The 15097-nt window shown below is 32.3% G+C and carries 19 protein-coding genes; 2 read left to right on the top strand and 17 right to left on the bottom strand.

From position 1 onward, the window contains the following. Nucleotides 1-49: 49 nt before the first annotated feature. The 14 genes from C9J36_RS17495 to C9J36_RS07090 all read right to left on the bottom strand — a co-directional run bounded on the left by C9J36_RS17495 (nt 50) and on the right by C9J36_RS07090 (nt 5698). Nucleotides 50-517: a helix-turn-helix transcriptional regulator gene (locus tag C9J36_RS17495; protein WP_235616020.1), complete on the bottom strand. Its 468-nt coding sequence runs from the start codon at nt 515-517 to the stop codon at nt 50-52. 501 nt (nt 518-1018) lie between these two features. Then, nucleotides 1019-1297: a hypothetical protein gene (locus C9J36_RS07145; protein WP_107942644.1), complete on the bottom strand. Its 279-nt coding sequence runs from the start codon at nt 1295-1297 to the stop codon at nt 1019-1021. Nucleotides 1298-1488: 191 nt separating this feature from the next. Then, the gene (locus tag C9J36_RS07140; RefSeq protein WP_066163400.1) at nt 1489-1683 is read right to left on the bottom strand and encodes a hypothetical protein; all 195 of its coding nucleotides are present in this window, start codon (nt 1681-1683) and stop codon (nt 1489-1491) included. A 43-nt stretch (nt 1684-1726) separates the two neighbouring features. Beyond that, nucleotides 1727-2002, bottom strand: coding sequence for a hypothetical protein (locus C9J36_RS07135; RefSeq protein ID WP_107942643.1), 276 nt, complete (start codon nt 2000-2002; stop codon nt 1727-1729). A gap of 31 nt (nt 2003-2033) precedes the next feature. After that, complete coding sequence (locus C9J36_RS07130) at nt 2034-2390, bottom strand: hypothetical protein (protein WP_107942642.1); 357 nt, start codon at nt 2388-2390, stop codon at nt 2034-2036. After that, nucleotides 2390-2929: an ArpU family phage packaging/lysis transcriptional regulator gene (locus tag C9J36_RS07125; protein ID WP_107942641.1), complete on the bottom strand. Its 540-nt coding sequence runs from the start codon at nt 2927-2929 to the stop codon at nt 2390-2392. The genes C9J36_RS07130 and C9J36_RS07125 overlap by 1 nt, the downstream gene beginning before the upstream one ends. Before the next feature lie 23 nt (nt 2930-2952). Then, a complete protein-coding gene (locus C9J36_RS07120; protein WP_161956387.1) occupies nt 2953-3183 on the bottom strand; it encodes an ORF6C domain-containing protein in 231 nt (76 codons plus the stop codon). Between the two features lie 24 nt (nt 3184-3207). Then, nucleotides 3208-3795 (bottom strand): Rha family transcriptional regulator, encoded by a 588-nt coding sequence (locus C9J36_RS07115; RefSeq protein WP_107942639.1) that lies wholly within the window; start codon nt 3793-3795, stop codon nt 3208-3210. A gap of 21 nt (nt 3796-3816) precedes the next feature. Next, nucleotides 3817-4215: a hypothetical protein gene (locus C9J36_RS07110; protein ID WP_107942638.1), complete on the bottom strand. Its 399-nt coding sequence runs from the start codon at nt 4213-4215 to the stop codon at nt 3817-3819. A 187-nt stretch (nt 4216-4402) separates the two neighbouring features. Then, nucleotides 4403-4759 carry a hypothetical protein gene (locus C9J36_RS07105; RefSeq protein ID WP_107942637.1) on the bottom strand — a complete coding sequence of 119 codons (357 nt, stop codon included), beginning with the start codon at nt 4757-4759 and terminating at the stop codon, nt 4403-4405. Continuing rightward, a complete protein-coding gene (locus tag C9J36_RS07100; protein WP_107942636.1) occupies nt 4732-4959 on the bottom strand; it encodes a hypothetical protein in 228 nt (75 codons plus the stop codon). The genes C9J36_RS07105 and C9J36_RS07100 overlap by 28 nt, the downstream gene beginning before the upstream one ends. Nucleotides 4960-5060: 101 nt before the next feature. Then, nucleotides 5061-5348 (bottom strand): hypothetical protein, encoded by a 288-nt coding sequence (locus C9J36_RS07095; protein ID WP_342472364.1) that lies wholly within the window; start codon nt 5346-5348, stop codon nt 5061-5063. A gap of 3 nt (nt 5349-5351) precedes the next feature. Then, complete coding sequence (locus C9J36_RS17280) at nt 5352-5507, bottom strand: hypothetical protein (RefSeq protein ID WP_161956386.1); 156 nt, start codon at nt 5505-5507, stop codon at nt 5352-5354. Beyond that, complete coding sequence (locus tag C9J36_RS07090) at nt 5504-5698, bottom strand: hypothetical protein (protein WP_107942635.1); 195 nt, start codon at nt 5696-5698, stop codon at nt 5504-5506. The genes C9J36_RS17280 and C9J36_RS07090 overlap by 4 nt, the downstream gene beginning before the upstream one ends. 114 nt (nt 5699-5812) lie before the next feature. On the opposite strand from C9J36_RS07090, the gene C9J36_RS07085 reads away from it, so the two are divergent. Beyond that, nucleotides 5813-6415, top strand: coding sequence for a helix-turn-helix domain-containing protein (locus tag C9J36_RS07085; RefSeq protein ID WP_268807854.1), 603 nt, complete (start codon nt 5813-5815; stop codon nt 6413-6415). Nucleotides 6416-6472: 57 nt separating this feature from the next. Here the strand turns inward: C9J36_RS07085 and C9J36_RS07080 are convergent, their stop codons facing one another. The 3 genes from C9J36_RS07080 to C9J36_RS07070 form a co-directional block, all read right to left on the bottom strand. After that, a complete protein-coding gene (locus tag C9J36_RS07080) occupies nt 6473-7588 on the bottom strand; it encodes a hypothetical protein (RefSeq protein ID WP_153061591.1) in 1116 nt (371 codons plus the stop codon). A 2076-nt stretch (nt 7589-9664) separates the two neighbouring features. Further along, nucleotides 9665-12112, bottom strand: a complete 2448-nt coding sequence (locus C9J36_RS07075) for a DEAD/DEAH box helicase (protein WP_107942633.1) — start codon at nt 12110-12112, stop codon at nt 9665-9667. After that, nucleotides 12109-12915: a Hachiman antiphage defense system protein HamA gene (locus tag C9J36_RS07070; RefSeq protein ID WP_107942632.1), complete on the bottom strand. Its 807-nt coding sequence runs from the start codon at nt 12913-12915 to the stop codon at nt 12109-12111. Before C9J36_RS07070 ends, C9J36_RS07075 begins: the two co-directional genes overlap by 4 nt. Before the next feature lie 914 nt (nt 12916-13829). Here C9J36_RS07070 and C9J36_RS07065 point away from each other — a divergent pair. Then, on the top strand, nt 13830-15089 hold the full coding sequence (locus C9J36_RS07065; protein WP_107942631.1) for a Y-family DNA polymerase: 1260 nt from the start codon (nt 13830-13832) through the stop codon (nt 15087-15089). The last annotated feature ends 8 nt before the right edge of the window (nt 15090-15097 follow it).

The raw sequence follows: 15097 nt of genomic DNA, 5'->3' as shown, positions 1-15097 counted from the left end.
TGTAGGATAAAAATAACAAATTCGGAAAAATGCCATGTCAAGCGATTTATTATAAATCAGGAAATAAGTCATAAAATGATACTTCTAAAACTTGGACTAGCTTTGTTGCGATATCAGCCGAAGGATTTGATCTCCCTGTTTCCAAATGCCCAATGAATGAAGCCGAACAACCTATTAATTGCCCCAATTGAGCTTGTGATAACCCTCTTGCTCGACGTTCTGCAATCATACATGTACGTCTTGGTGCACTTATCTTCTCAAATTTAGTTTCAATTTTTTCCGTTACTTTTTTTGCTACTTCTTTCTTCCGTCTAGATTTTCGTTTTGGCTTATATCGACCAGTGAGTCTCTCTATATATTCTTTGTAAGTAGTCGGTTTGGGACACTTCCCTGTTGGTCGAGCACCAACGAGAACACCATCTGTATATACTGATTCGACCCCTTTTCCTAAATTACATATAAAATGGCCCTGTCCGTATTGAGATGCCCGACAACCATTACATGTCCGTTTTTGCAAACATACTCACCTCCCACCCCACTGCTTAAAATTTTATTAAAAGCTCAATCACAGGCACTAGGAAAACTTAATGCCTGTTGTTCAACTTTTAAAATATACTAATCTTGCCAGCATAATAGTTTTGGTTTTTCATATTTAAAGTCTTTAAGCCACTCTCCAAAAGTCATTTCATCAAATGTCCCTTGCTCATTTATAATTTCTCTCCATTCCAATCTTCCTTTCTTTTATCTGTATTTTTGTCATTGTGCTTATCCGAAAACCTTCATTATTCTGTTATATAAATATCCAAAAACAAATACCATAATGGCAAAAATCACACCTAACAATACAAAAAATAAGATGTATATAGCCAAATCTATAAACCCTATTGCAAGACCTATAGTTACAATAAAAGTGACAATCATCGCTATAATAAAACCAGGTACAAGGATGTCCTCTGATATTAATCTCAATCAACTGGCTCCTTTCTTTGGTCATTGTGTTTAATTAAGAACTGCACATCTATTGGTTAATTAATTCATTTTTTTCTATATCCCATCCCATAGAAAATGCTAATTCTTTAGCATGTGAATATGTCAATGAATAGTCATGTAGTATCGTTCTGTTTTTATCAACTAAATCAATAACAACCTCTGGCTGCCCTTTATGTTCTGTATAGTGATTTTCGATTTTCCGAAAGACTTCAAGAGCTTGCTCTTCTGTTTCACCAATACAGAAAGCTAACAATTCTTCGATTTGATCCTTAATAATATCTATTTTATTAAATACGATTCCGTACATATTTCATTCTCCTTTTTTATACGTATAATTTTCAAAGTGATTAGTAAATTATTTTCTGTATATGTCATATTTACTTTCATTCCATTCGGATTTTGAAACTTGGAGAACAATAATCATCCCTTTACGAAATGGACAATCTTCATAAACTTGAGCAAAAATTAATGCCTGTTGTTCAACTTTTAAACTATTTTTTATTCCTCAGAATCGTAGTCCCAAACCTCAATATCCTCTGTTTCAGCACTACTTAATGTCACTAACCAATCAATATGCTCTTCAATTAATGTATTCGCTTGCCTTTCTGACATTGCTTCAAACTCAGCCTCTGTAATAGGCAGCTGCACCTCATAACGCACTTTTAATTTTGCTTCGCCAGTTACTCTTAACATGGATAAACCACCCTTTCAGTTTTTTTTATTAGTAAGTATCGCCCTAAAAAGATATTTCATGCTCTTTCATAACATGGAGTTCTCCTGCGAAATTCACTAGATATTGTTGATTTCCTTGTATCTCAATGATTTCTCCTCGTTTTTTCAAAACTATGGGATGATAAGCTTCTAAATAATGATATGACTCTGAATCGCTTTCGACTGTAATAACAACACGAACGCTATCTCCAATTGAAAATGCATTCGATGGTGACGGTGGCAACAAATCAAAAATTGTCACTTGTCCTAACTTCTCCATTTCTTCTGAATAAGTTGTCATATTTATGCATCCTTTCTGAAATTGAAAAAATTCATAATTTCTCTATATTTATTCCTAATTCGATTGCTTGTTTTTCTAATGCTTTTAATTCCACTTGTTTTCTCAACGCATCTAAGTATCTTTGTTCCTCTTCTTCTTTCTGCCGTTGGGTTATGCGCTTATTCTCTACCTGCTCCAATGTCATTTGACATGTTTCGCAAATTAGAACTTCAATTGAAAATGATGGACGAGAGGATTCTATAAATTTCTTTATAGCTTTATCGTAATTAATTAATTTAAAATCCTCTAAGTCTATTTTTCCATAGTTGTCTTTTTGAAGAATCCCCCCACAATTTCCACACTTTTTTTCTGAAATCTTTTTTAGAATCTTTTTTAGAATATTTAACATTAATAATCACCTTCCCGAATCTCCTCTGTATGATCGAAGATTTTTTCCTCAGCTAATCTCACACCGAGCCAATAAAGTGCTTCTTTCTTCATTTGATAGTAAATGGTACGCCCTAAATTCAATTCTTGATAGACAACTAAATCCGATCTATAGCGTCCATCTGAAGCTCGTTGTAAGTATTTTTCTTCTATAATTTCTTTATGTGCAGTTGGTAAACCGTCTAAATTTTCATGAAAGACACGTAACCATTCTGCCGCTGACACCCTCTTCATTGCTGCCGCCTCTGTTTTGCTAAAAAATTCATTACTTTGAGTACCTGGTAAATCCGAAATCCGACTTGTTAAACTTGGTAATGACTTTGAATTAGCACGCAATGACATTTCAAAATATTTTGCAATACAGCGCTCTAAAACCCAATTAATTACATGTTCTTTATCTAAATATGTAGCAGAAGAAACACTATTTTCCTCTGCTGAATCGCGCAAGTTGTTTTTTTCTTGATTCTCCTGAAATAACTTTAATTGATATATTTTAGACAATTAGATTCACCTCGCAATCCGACCTAACCCCTCCACTGTGCTATAAATCGTAAAGCATCTTGCATTTGATTTCGTTTAATGTCTCCATAGAAATTAACAGCGTATCGTTCTTTTAATGCTGTATAAAGTGCTTTAAATAATATCGGCTGTGCACCAGAGCTGTTCGAAAGTGCATAGACACGTTCAGCCACTGCGTTACGTAAGCGAATGCGTTCCCCTTCCTGTAAATGATCTTGACTGAATTGATATCTCAATATTTTCACCCCACTATTTAATTATTAGTTAATAGCTGATTGAGGACTCTCCAATTTCGGTGAATGCCAATTCGCTATAAACTCTAACGCTTCCAACAAGTTACTACGTGGAATATCTTTGTAAGATATCACTTCAAACTCCTGACGCAATTCCTTATACAATGCTGTATAGTATTTTTGCCTAGCAGCTGGTGCAAGTTGGGGATAGGCTTGTTTAATGACGTGTTGCACTGCCTCACTTATCTGCTTTTGTTCAAATGAAAGCAATGTTTGATTACGTTCTGCTAGCAGTCGATGCGTATGATTAAATGCGGCTATGTACAGTTCTTTAAACTGCATGGCTTTCTCTCCTGTGTAACCCATTGCCAGCATCGCAAAACCATCAAATGTGAGAGTATACATTGGCATTTGACGCCCCTGCGCATTGTTATAATGGCACTCTCCAAAATTGGCGGCTTTAAAGGTTGCCGAGCATTTTAAACTACGAATATCCCGCAGAACTTTATCATGTCCTTTTTGGAATACCTCACTAACAATGCGACTATTTGTAAAAGCCGCTCCCTTCTCTACATAAACAATTTCTTGCTGGGTCAATAGTTGCTGTAATGTCATTATTTATTTTCTCCTTTCAAGTTAATCTCTTTCTATTTCTTTTGTTACTTTAGAATTCTTTTCACTCCCAATTTCTTTTTCATGTCCCATATAAATAGCAGACAACAAATAGTCCCCAATCTTCACATCATACTTGTGAAAATGAACATTTTTTCCTTTCGAAACATCGTACTTTATTTGCTCATCTGCTTGGCAATATTGCTGTAAATCATTAAGCTCTCCTACGAGAGTAATTGCTAAACAATTATCCGTCTTTCTTCTAAGCACTGATAAAATATTTAATTCTACTGCTATTTTTTGAATAGCAGCCGTAATATCCGCTATTTTTTCGTTATCTGATTTTGAAAATAAAAAGCCTGAATGGCTATACAGTTGTTCTCTTTCTTCACAAAGTGCAACAAATTCTTTCAATCGCTCCATTTGTCCCATTCCCTCTGTATTATTTTTAAATAATCAAAGCTGAAAAAAATCAATTACTTCTTTCAACTTTGTTCTTGGTTTCCCATCAAGTAGCCGACAACCCCATGGATATATGTCGATAAGGGGGGACTAGGGTTGTAAGCTACTTGGTAGGAGCGAGCTGAATCCTCGCTCTATGAATTAATGATTATCTTTCTAAATCTGCCACTTGCCTCTTTTTCACTTTCGTTAAAGTGAATTCATCTTCCGTATATAGGGTAGATGATCCTTGCATTCGGTAAAAATTCGGCTCACCAAGTTCAGATGTGTAGATATCTGCTATTTCACGTGTCCATTGTCTGTCAACATGTTGGACAACGACCACGTCACCAATTTTTATTTCAGTCGTTTGTTTTCCCACTACTTGTTTCACCTGTTGCTGTTCATATAAATGCCGATATGCTTCTACCAACTGCATCAAATCTTTACGGCTGACTGTTGTTGTCACATTCCAGTCTGCTTGCTCATCTAAAGTATCTACAATGCGCTGTATAAATGTTGACATAATGGCTCTCCCTCCTGAACTTGCAATATATTATGGTAAAACACTAGCTTCATCGGCTCTGGAAGCGTTGTCCTTTCCCTCCCGTCTAATCTGCTATACGCGCTACATGATGGGTATTTTTTTTGCAGCTCCCTCATACAATCTGCTTTTGTGCCCTGTGCATAAACTTTTCCCGAAGATTGTCCAATTACATAAAACATTTAATTTCTCCCCCTTAGATAAAAACCACAAGGAATAGATAATACACGGCTTTTCATTTCTACATGCCGCCAAGCTATATATTTTTTAAAATGAACCGTGATTACCATTCACTTGTGATTTCTCTCATTACTTCAAAAGCCTCTTTATATGGCCACCAGCGTTTGCCATCTTCTGTTCTTCTGATTTCAATAACCCTCATGCGTGGATCTCTCACAATCTCTTCTTCTAAAAAACGCTTAGACATGCATGATAGCTTTGATATTTTTTCTACATCTACATACCACAGTCCAAGTTCGAGTAATGCTTCATCTATTTTCTTTTCGATATATTGCTTTAGCACTTTTTTATCAAGAGGTACTTCAACACTTTCAAAATCCACTACAAACATTCTTTATCCTCCCCTTTCTTTGTGTGGTATTGGTGATGCTAAATCCTTGTTATTCGCATCATCGGACTTGCAAGTAGGTTGCAAGCCCTGTGATAGGAATAAATAGAAAAATCCTAATTCACAAACACATGCGATAAGCTTTAAAATTTGTTGCGTCATTCGATTTCCTCTAATCCGATTACCTGCGCCCGCTTCATATGTCGTTCCTGATTACGACCAATTTCTATACCAATAACCATGCCTTGAAATATTGTTGTAAAATGAGCTTTTTCCTCCTCAGACATTGCATGCAGACTTTGAATGAGTTCATCAAAAGATGGTTTGTTTTTTACACTGTATAGAACATTCATTTTCATCACCTCACAAAAGTTGATTACATCATCAATATATATGATTAAAGATACTTAGTCAACCTTAAATGTTGACTAAATCATCTTATTTACTTAATATGTAGCTACTAGGGGGTGATTATTATAAACAATCGTATTAAACTGCTTAGAAAAGTTTTAAAATTGAGTCAAGAAGATTTTGGGAGGAAACTCGGAATAACAAAAACAGCAATTAGCAAAATAGAAACTGGAAGAAATAATTTAACAGATAGTACGATAAAATTATTGTGTACTAACTTCAATGTAAACGAAGTATGGCTTCGTACAGGTAAAGGTGAAATGTTTATTGAAACAGCAACATTTTCATTAGATGAGCAAGCCCGTATTCACAATCTATCGGCGCTCGATCTAGATATAGTGAAACGCTATATGGAATTGGACCCTTATGTACGTGAGGAAATAATAAAGTTTATCGGGGAAACATATTTACAGCATACGAACAAAGAAACTACAGCTACTACCGACAATGACTCCCATTCAAAAACGAGAGAAAGCGGCAGTGGATATTATGAAGATCAAAAGCTGTACGTTAACAAAGTTGCGGAAACAGTTGTTAGTGGATATGGTGATGCCGATGCAGAAATTGAAGCAGAGTTAGCAAGGTATCGAATAGAGTTAGAGGCAGAGAAAAAAGCCCAGCAATCATTAGCCTTACAAGAGCAAAAAAAGTCAAATTAAAAATGCGAAAATGACAAAAGGGACTCGCCCTTTTTGGCGAGTCCCTCATTCAATATATTACTTAAATTCTGTGTAATTGTACCCTTCCATCAACTTCAGAACAGATTCCAATGAATACGTGTCATCATAGCCTTTGCTAATTTCAACGAGCTCGGTTAAGTTTACTTTATTATTTTCATCTAAAATTAAATTAGAAAAACCATATACAATAGTGAATTTCCTATTTAATTTGCCTTCTGCTCCTCCAGCAAATTCTTTAATGGAATATACACCTACAAGATTTCCATTACTATCACCCAAATTAGATTGCCAAGAGAAGCCCTCGTCTACTTTCTTTTCAAATTGTCTGTAGAACATTCCTTCTAAATTTATTTCATATACACGTCCCCAAGAATACTGCTCAGAAGAATTTTTATACTTCCTTTTGATTCCTTCAGAGAGCATTCTATTTATATCTTCAAAATTTGCGATTTCATCAGCACTCTGAGCATAATTAATTAGCCCTGTTACATCTACACCAAAAGAACCGTCACCTTCCAAAATGAAATCTGAATTATTTAACTGCTCTATTGATTCAGGAGTTAGACTAACTTTAGCTTGCTCACCATTTTTTAATTCACCGTCATTCTCTACAATAAAACTCAAAAATGAAAGTTCACTCTCAAACGTTTTATCTATATTTGAAACTACGCCTTTACCATTCGCCCCTTTAAAAGTAACAATTACATTCTTTTCTAAATCAGCAGCTGATATTTTAGTACCTTCTGGCAAACCTGTAACTTCAAATACCTTTTCTGATTTTTCTTTCAAATGCTTTGTCATTTCTGGATCGACTGTTACAGTTACAGTAATTTTATCTCCATTGGACAAATTCTCTTTTTTATCTAAGTTAATTTCAAATGATTTGGATAAATCATTAACCTCAGCTATAGTTTCAGAAGAAAGGTCTTCTCTATTTACATTATTTACATCAATATCAAAAATATTTTTTACAATCGCTTCTTCATCAATTGTATATGACACTGTTCCTCTAGTATCTATACCATAATAATTTAACTCTATGTAATCAGTTAAATCCTCTTTACTAGAACATGCTGATAAAATAAATATCAAGCTAATAAGACCTATAAAGCCACCCCATGCTTTCATGTTAAAAAAATTCTTTCTTCTCAATTCGACACTTCCTTATACATTATGATAGTACTAATTATATTTAAAATAATTCCAAATTTCAATATACGATTCTCCAAAATTGGATAATCTTATGATAAACAAGAGTATTAATACATATACAAGAATATTTGTAACATAAAGAAATTTACCTCTTCAGTAGTTAATGAAATTGAGTCGGAGTTAGAGGCAGAGAAAAAAGCCCAGCAATCATTAGCCTTACAAGAGCAAAAAAGTCAAATTAAAAATGCGAAAATGACAAAAGGGACTCGCCGTTTTGGGAGGGCACTGAAAAACTAGAGAGAATCATTTTTTTACAATACAAATCTTGCTTATTTATTCAATTTGACCATTAAAAAAGCCGATTTATGTCACAAAATTTGTGACCAATCGACTTTTTCAGTGCCCTCCCGTTTTGGCGAGTCCTTTTTTAATATCTGATACCCCATTATACTATTAATAGCGGTTGTTGAACAAGCTTATATTAGTATATGGAGGAGGCATTAATATTGCCCATCAAATTAAATCTTCCTTATGAAGACTATGGAGCAAGAATATTTGTTAAACAAAATGGAATGCAAACTTGAAAATTTGGTATATTCCCGACTATATCTGTGATTTGTCTCCCTTTCGGCAATACCTTGATAATAATTTCAAAAATGTAAAGTATATTTTTAATCCAAAAGAATCATATTTTATCTTAGGGTATCAAAATTGCTACGCGTGTGAGTATCAAAACTTATTGGGTATTTTCGCTAGTAGTAACTACAAAGAGCATATAGGAAATGAAAATTATGTTCTCCATAGAAATTTTACACTTTTCGGAAGTATTATAAAATTTGATAGTGAATTAACAAATTGGATGTATTCTTTAACCACTTGCTTTCGACCAGATGAGTTTACATACACGGAGTTCACTAATTATTGCAATCTTTGTGGGGATAAGATGTCGGAGAGTGAATACATTAATAAATACACTATATTTTATTTAAACCATTTAATAGATAATTTTATAAATAATTATTTTGTCTTTAATAGATGCCCTGAATACTTTGATTTTCCTCAGTATTGCTATGAGGAAGTTTCCATTAGCGAAAAAGCAACAAATTATTTAAAATATCTATTAAATAAAGTTTACAATAGAATATCGATAAACCTTAAATAAGGTAATGGAAACGGTTTACAAAATAAGTTTACTATTAGTCGTTTCTGTAAAACGCATTTATAATCGTTGAACATCATGTTTTAGAGACTGTAAATCACAGGTATATGTATAAATAACCTCCCCTAAAAAGAACATTAGTTCTCGATTATTTATAGAAAAATTGCAAGGGTTGTTTTATTTGAAAACTCAATGTTATAATAGTTGAAAGTGACAGACAGCTAAACTTTTCTAGTGATTAACACACTTCTTTCTAGCATATTACTTCGGACTTTTTACGAAGAGAAAGGGGGATGTTGCACATGATGACAGTATATGAAACTTTAACAATCACGCTAATTTTTGCATCGGTGATTATTTCTATTATTAGACTATCGTATACTTTTTCGCAAAAAAAGTAGCCATTCTTCAAGTTTGATACAAAGAATGACTAACTTTTTATACAAAATGAAAGCTGTTAATCGCTACTAAAGCGATGTTTGTTACTAAAACAGTTTAGTGTTGCAGCACTAAACTGTTTTTTTCTTTATTATTATAAATTATAACAAATCATATTTAATAATTCAAACGTTCGTTTCGAAAAAATATCATCTTGAAACCATGCTTGATTTTGCAACAGATTATTAACCGTTTGTATTATCACCAATTGCTCATGAAAAATTTGAGTGATGTCCTATCCGCAACAGATTGCTCAACATCCTTACTCGATAGTGTAAAGTTACATACTGCTAGCTCATATGCTCCGAAGTACTCGATATTCATTCAATTACTGCTAAATTTTTATATCTTTTAAAATATCTCTTTAATACCTTTCTCTAAATCCCGAATATATTTAAAATATAATTGTAATTAAAGCTAAGTCAGATAAAAAGCCTTAAACTTCATAAAAAGGAATTAGACCTTGAAAAATTTACATATTATTTTAAATAGGCAATTGTATTAAATTTAACTTCATATATTAAAATTTCATTCTCATCGTTTTCTTTCATTTTATCCAAAATTCGGGAATTGAAAGTAACTGTTTTTAAATTATTATCTACATTAAAATATCCAGAATATTTATCTACAAGTAAGTTAACTAGTGTAAGGCTTAAACCATTTTTAATAAGGGTTATTTTGGATTTATCTGAAGTACCATATTTTATTTTATTATATAACTCCTCATCAACAAAGTTTATGTCATTTAATACCTCAATATACTTAATAAAAATATTATCCAGAAAGTCTTGTTCTTCTTTTATACGTACAATAGCTAAATTTATTCGTTCTTTATGGGTTTTAGTTTTTATGTCCGTCCATATTGCATTATATCCATTTATTACTTTGTCTCCCCATCTACCAACATAAACATTTGTATCTCTCCCATCACTCTCCAATTTACTCCAATATTTAATAAAGCTGTATATCATCTCGCGGTAAGATGCACTTCTAATTCTCCAATCTAGAAACATTTTATAGAAGTTTCTAGATTCAGGATAAGAAAGTCTTTTAATATTCATTTCAGATTCTTTAATAAATGGTAAAAATAGAGTTGAAAAATACTCAAAAATTTCTTCAGTAGTTTTTAATTTAGTATCCGCATACTTATCGACGATATTTTGCATTAATTGTTCATTATCAATAATGTCTATTTCATTTATATTATTTGCAAAACAAATCCTCCCGATTTTTGTTTGTGCATAAGTTTTATCATAGTCAGTTATAACTCCAGGCTCAAAATTTTCAATGAATTCATCTGCACTTTCTTTTAGTGATATATTTTCATCATTAATTTCAACATTTTTTAATAAGACATTAGTTGGAAAATCCTGTTCTTGTTTATCTATTTTAATGACACTTTTAATGAATTTTTCTAAATTGGCATTTTTGGATGTATAATCTGAACCAATTATATATATGTGTGGTTCAAGATATTTTAAATCACCTGTTATTGGCGAAAATACTTCACTAAATCTGCATATTCTTCCTACCAAGTTTTTGAATTGAGCAGGACTTAAATTACTTCGTCCTTTTTTATTATCCAATAAAAATAAAGAATAGGCTGGTATATTAACGCCTTCTAATAATGTTGAACTCGTAATTATATATTTTACTTCTTTAATTTCAGAATACAAATGTTCAATATACATTTTAATATTATCCGGAACTAGTCCATGATGATATATAATTCCTCTTTTAAAACAATTGATTAGTAGGTAATCCGGATCTAAGTAATTACTAATATCTGCACATGCTTTTTTTATTTTTGTAGATGTATTTTCTGAAAATCTTTGAGAAATATTAAAAGCAAACTTCTCTATATCCACCGGTTTATTTAAATAGATAATATTTTTCCTTGTACTTCTTTTAATTATAAAATCTGTCTCATCAATGAAATTTTCTTCACTCTCATAGAAAAACTCATTTAAGAATTGGTCATAAAGTTTTAATTTCTTTTCATTTCTTTCGTCATAAATATAAAATCTTTCAGTTTTTATGTATTCTGTTATTTTGAATGACTCAGTATCATATTCTGTATATCTAACAGATAAATTTTTTTGATCAATTAAAAAAGGAGTTAGAAACTTAAACTTTACATTTGAATTCCTTTTTTCTAAAATTGATATCACACTTGCTAATAATATACTTCTCTCATTTTTTTCAAGCAAATTATGCGCTTCGTCAATAAAAACTATATCAAAATGTAGCTGTTTATGATTTCTTAATAATCTTAGAAGCCGTTCTTGAGTTAACACCGCTGTAACATTTACATCTGAATCAATATACATTTCTGGATGTGTAATTATTTTTTTAAAATTGATTATATCTGATTTCATTATTCTCCTTTTAGTTTGTGAAATCAAGGCTTTGGTAGGTACTACAATACAAACATTTCCTCTTCTTTCCCCTTTGATTGTTGAAATTATCAGCTCAGATTTCCCATAAGATGTTGGAGCTATAACAGTTATTGACTTTTCATTATTCGAAATAAAAAAAGCATTTAGGTCTTTTTGTTCTTCACTTAAGTAAATATCATTAACTTTATAATTTTCTCCAAATGCTGCTTGAAATAATTTAAAGAATGATTCTTCAATATGACTATTATAATTTTCGTTTTTTTCTATTATTTTTACTATAGGGTATAATCCCTGGTTAAGTGCAAAATCATAAAGTGGTTTATAATCTTTAGTTTGATTACAGTAAAAAACAATTATTCTATAACCTAATTTAAAAATATTGTGGTCTTTTTCATTTATAAATATTATTCCTAGTGAGAGGAGTTTTCTATATTCTAATTGCGTTAGTGATTCTCCGCCTACAATTAATTTTTTATATAAATCCTTAAAGTTAGTATTCTTCAAACGATTAAGTGTAAGATCTTTCATTTCTCTGCCTCTTCTCTCAAAAATTGATAGACCTTGTCATAAGTATTTTTTTGTATAGAAAAAACAAATAAGTTTTTAAATATTTTTTCACTTTTTGTTGTAGTATAAAAACTACTGATAACGTGTTCTTGTATCTCTTCCTTCAAAGTAGAAAAAAGTGAAGTAACTAATATAACATTCTTATCTGTACTCACTGCTTTTTGTTCACTAATTTCATCTGCTATATCATCAAGAATCGCTATGACTGCTTCTTTCTTATCACGAATGTTTTCTAGTGCAATAGTTGCTCCATTAATTGCATTTTCCCATAAAGTACTTTCATTTTCATTTAATCTATTCTTAAGGTCTACTTTTGCTTTACCTAAAAGTGTTTTATTTGTTTCATCACTATCTTTACCCTCATGTAGTTCACCTGATTTAACTTCGGTTATCCATAACTCATTTTTATTCTTATGATACATAACAATATCAAACCCTTTTTTTATACTTCTCTCCTCCATATTAAAAAAAGGAGAAACAGTATTATAATCAGTTAAAAATTGAATGATAAGTATATGCGTTAACAACTCTCCAATCATCCCTATTTTAGTTGTAGCTGCTTTCTTTTCATATCTCTCTAAAAATGATTTTACTGTATTTGTATAATTGTAAGTTTTCCTTTTTTTGGATGCTTTTGAAGCCCCATGACAAATTGGGGCCAGTTGACTTCTGATTAGTTCTTTTAAATCTTCTGAAAAATCATCAACATAACAGATTACATAAGTAGATTTATTCGTTAGTCGTACCCCTTTTAAAGATGTCACGGATATACCCCCTTAAATACATACGTAAAAAATATTGTAAATATTACTTGAACTAACATCTAAGCAGTAATCAGCTTTCAAAGTGGGTTGCACTTTATCAAAACTTTGCTTTCTCTTTAACTACAACTTTATTTCAATATGTAAAACAGAATGCTCTTGCACCGTATAAAGACACAATATTGTAATTAAGTTCTCTAGTTTATCGTTTATTACAATACTTAATTCAACAAGATAGTTGCAAGTATGGTACCAATTATATTGTTTCTTTGTTGCTTAGAATTTTAAAAAACTAAATACTACTGTTCCTAGTCTGAAATTACTTATCTTAATGCTTTTCAAATATATAATGACCTCTTCTTAGTTATTTTTCGTATTAACTAATATATCTAAAATTATACATTATATAAATATAAACAACTATCTATTTATAGTATATTTTGTAAAATATTTATTTCAATAGTTTCGTATTATATTTTTAAAAAATAAAATGTGGGTCATTATATTCAAACATAATATGGATCGGTAAGTATAATCATCCTATACGATAAAATCAGCATTTGATATTGCTGCTCCCACTGCTTGGAAGTCATACTCGCTTATGCTTCATCTCAAATTACAAAAGATTGCAATACTATGCATTCTTCCATTGTAAGATACATGGTTATTTATATATTCAAAGTGGTTAATCTAGTAAAGTATCTAAGTTGAATTTATGAGCAATACAATCATAATGCTCTTATAAAAAGAGCAGCAAATCACCATTTAAAAATTTACTAAAAGAATTTGATATTTCATTTTATCCTGTAAGTTGACTAACTTGCTAGCATCACCACTAATTACCACTACTAAAAAAGAACATTCATACGTATAATAAATACAAACAAACGTTCCCTCGAAGTTAGGAGTGCTGCTAAATGGACTACAATTCAATGCCCCACCGCCCAATTATTTGCATAGATATGAAATCGTTTTATGCTAGCTGTATGGCCATGCTGCATGGACTTGATATTATGACCATGCCCATTGCAGTCGTAGCCAATTTCAATCAGCCTGGTAGCGTTGTCCTTGCTGCCTCTCCGATGATGAAGGAAAGGTTTCATATTAAAACTGGCAACAGACGTTATGAAATACCTCATCACCCTGATATTCGTCTTTTTGAGCCGAAGATGAGCTTCTTTATTGAAATGTCCATGATGATTACAAAATTGATTGCCAATTATGTACCACTGGATTGTATTCATGTCTACAGTGTTGATGAGAGCTTTGTTGATCTAACGGGTACTGAGAAATTATGGGGTGCGCCAGAAGAAACAGCAAAAGAAATTCAAAGGGCTATTATGGATCAATTTTCTATTCCAAGTGCTGTAGGTATGGGGCCAAATATGCTCATTTCGAAATTAGCGCTGGATTTAGAGTCTAAAAAAACAGGTTTCGCCAAATGGAGTTATGAGGATATTCCAACAAAGCTATGGCCATTAAAGCCTTTGTCGAAAATGTGGGGCATTGGAAAGCAGATAGAAGCGCGATTAAATGCGATGGGTATACACACAGTAGGTGGAATAGCAAACGCTGATTTAAAAGAATTAGAGAAAGAATTTGGCATCATCGGCAACCAACTTTACCACCATGCCTGGGGAATCGATTTATCGACAATTGGTGAGCCAATATTAAGCAAAGGACAAATTAGTTTTGGTCAGGGACAAATGCTGATGCGAGATTACCCTACCCGCAAGGAAATTTCAGTTGTACTGTTGGAAATGTGTGAGGATGTCATGCGCCGTACAAGAGACGCTGGATTTGTCGGTCGGACAATTAGCTTAGGTGTATCTTATAGCAAACAAGCAATGACAAAGGGCTTCTACCGTTCAAAGACCATTTCAACTCCTACCAATGAAACGATGGTACTGTATAGAACGTGCCTTGAACTACTTGATGAGCATTTTGCTGGTGAACCAGCTCGCCAGTTATCCGTACGAATTACAAACTTAGAGCGGGAACGTAGTATTCAACTCGATTTATTTGATGAACATAAATTAAAACGCCAACTATTAGGCCCTACAATGGATGCAATTCGCGCGAAATATGGCGCTACTTCCATTATGAGAGCTGCTTCATTTACTACCTCTGGCACAGCTATTAAACGGAATAGCTTGCTTGGCGGTCATTTAGCATAGGAGTGATT

This window comes from Metasolibacillus fluoroglycofenilyticus (assembly GCF_003049645.1).
GTDB lineage: Bacteria > Bacillota > Bacilli > Bacillales_A > Planococcaceae > Metasolibacillus > Metasolibacillus fluoroglycofenilyticus.
The sequence above is the reverse complement of the archived record's forward strand: the minus strand, read 5'-3'. Positions and strand labels throughout refer to the sequence as shown.

Coding starts and splice junctions, on each gene's coding strand:
- C9J36_RS07095 (WP_342472364.1), bottom strand. CDS start 5,348: ATGTTTGTAGTGGATTTTGAAAGTGTTGAAGTACCTCTTGATAAAAAA.
- C9J36_RS07100 (WP_107942636.1), bottom strand. CDS start 4,959: ATGTTTTATGTAATTGGACAATCTTCGGGAAAAGTTTATGCACAGGGC.
- C9J36_RS07075 (WP_107942633.1), bottom strand. CDS start 12,112: ATGAAAGATCTTACACTTAATCGTTTGAAGAATACTAACTTTAAGGAT.
- C9J36_RS07140 (WP_066163400.1), bottom strand. CDS start 1,683: ATGTTAAGAGTAACTGGCGAAGCAAAATTAAAAGTGCGTTATGAGGTG.
- C9J36_RS07130 (WP_107942642.1), bottom strand. CDS start 2,390: ATGTTAAATATTCTAAAAAAGATTCTAAAAAAGATTTCAGAAAAAAAG.
- C9J36_RS07135 (WP_107942643.1), bottom strand. CDS start 2,002: ATGACAACTTATTCAGAAGAAATGGAGAAGTTAGGACAAGTGACAATT.
- C9J36_RS07105 (WP_107942637.1), bottom strand. CDS start 4,759: ATGTCAACATTTATACAGCGCATTGTAGATACTTTAGATGAGCAAGCA.
- C9J36_RS07115 (WP_107942639.1), bottom strand. CDS start 3,795: ATGACATTACAGCAACTATTGACCCAGCAAGAAATTGTTTATGTAGAG.
- C9J36_RS17280 (WP_161956386.1), bottom strand. CDS start 5,507: ATGACGCAACAAATTTTAAAGCTTATCGCATGTGTTTGTGAATTAGGA.
- C9J36_RS07065 (WP_107942631.1), top strand. CDS start 13,830: ATGGACTACAATTCAATGCCCCACCGCCCAATTATTTGCATAGATATG.
- C9J36_RS07090 (WP_107942635.1), bottom strand. CDS start 5,698: ATGAATGTTCTATACAGTGTAAAAAACAAACCATCTTTTGATGAACTC.
- C9J36_RS07110 (WP_107942638.1), bottom strand. CDS start 4,215: ATGGAGCGATTGAAAGAATTTGTTGCACTTTGTGAAGAAAGAGAACAA.
- C9J36_RS07145 (WP_107942644.1), bottom strand. CDS start 1,297: ATGTACGGAATCGTATTTAATAAAATAGATATTATTAAGGATCAAATC.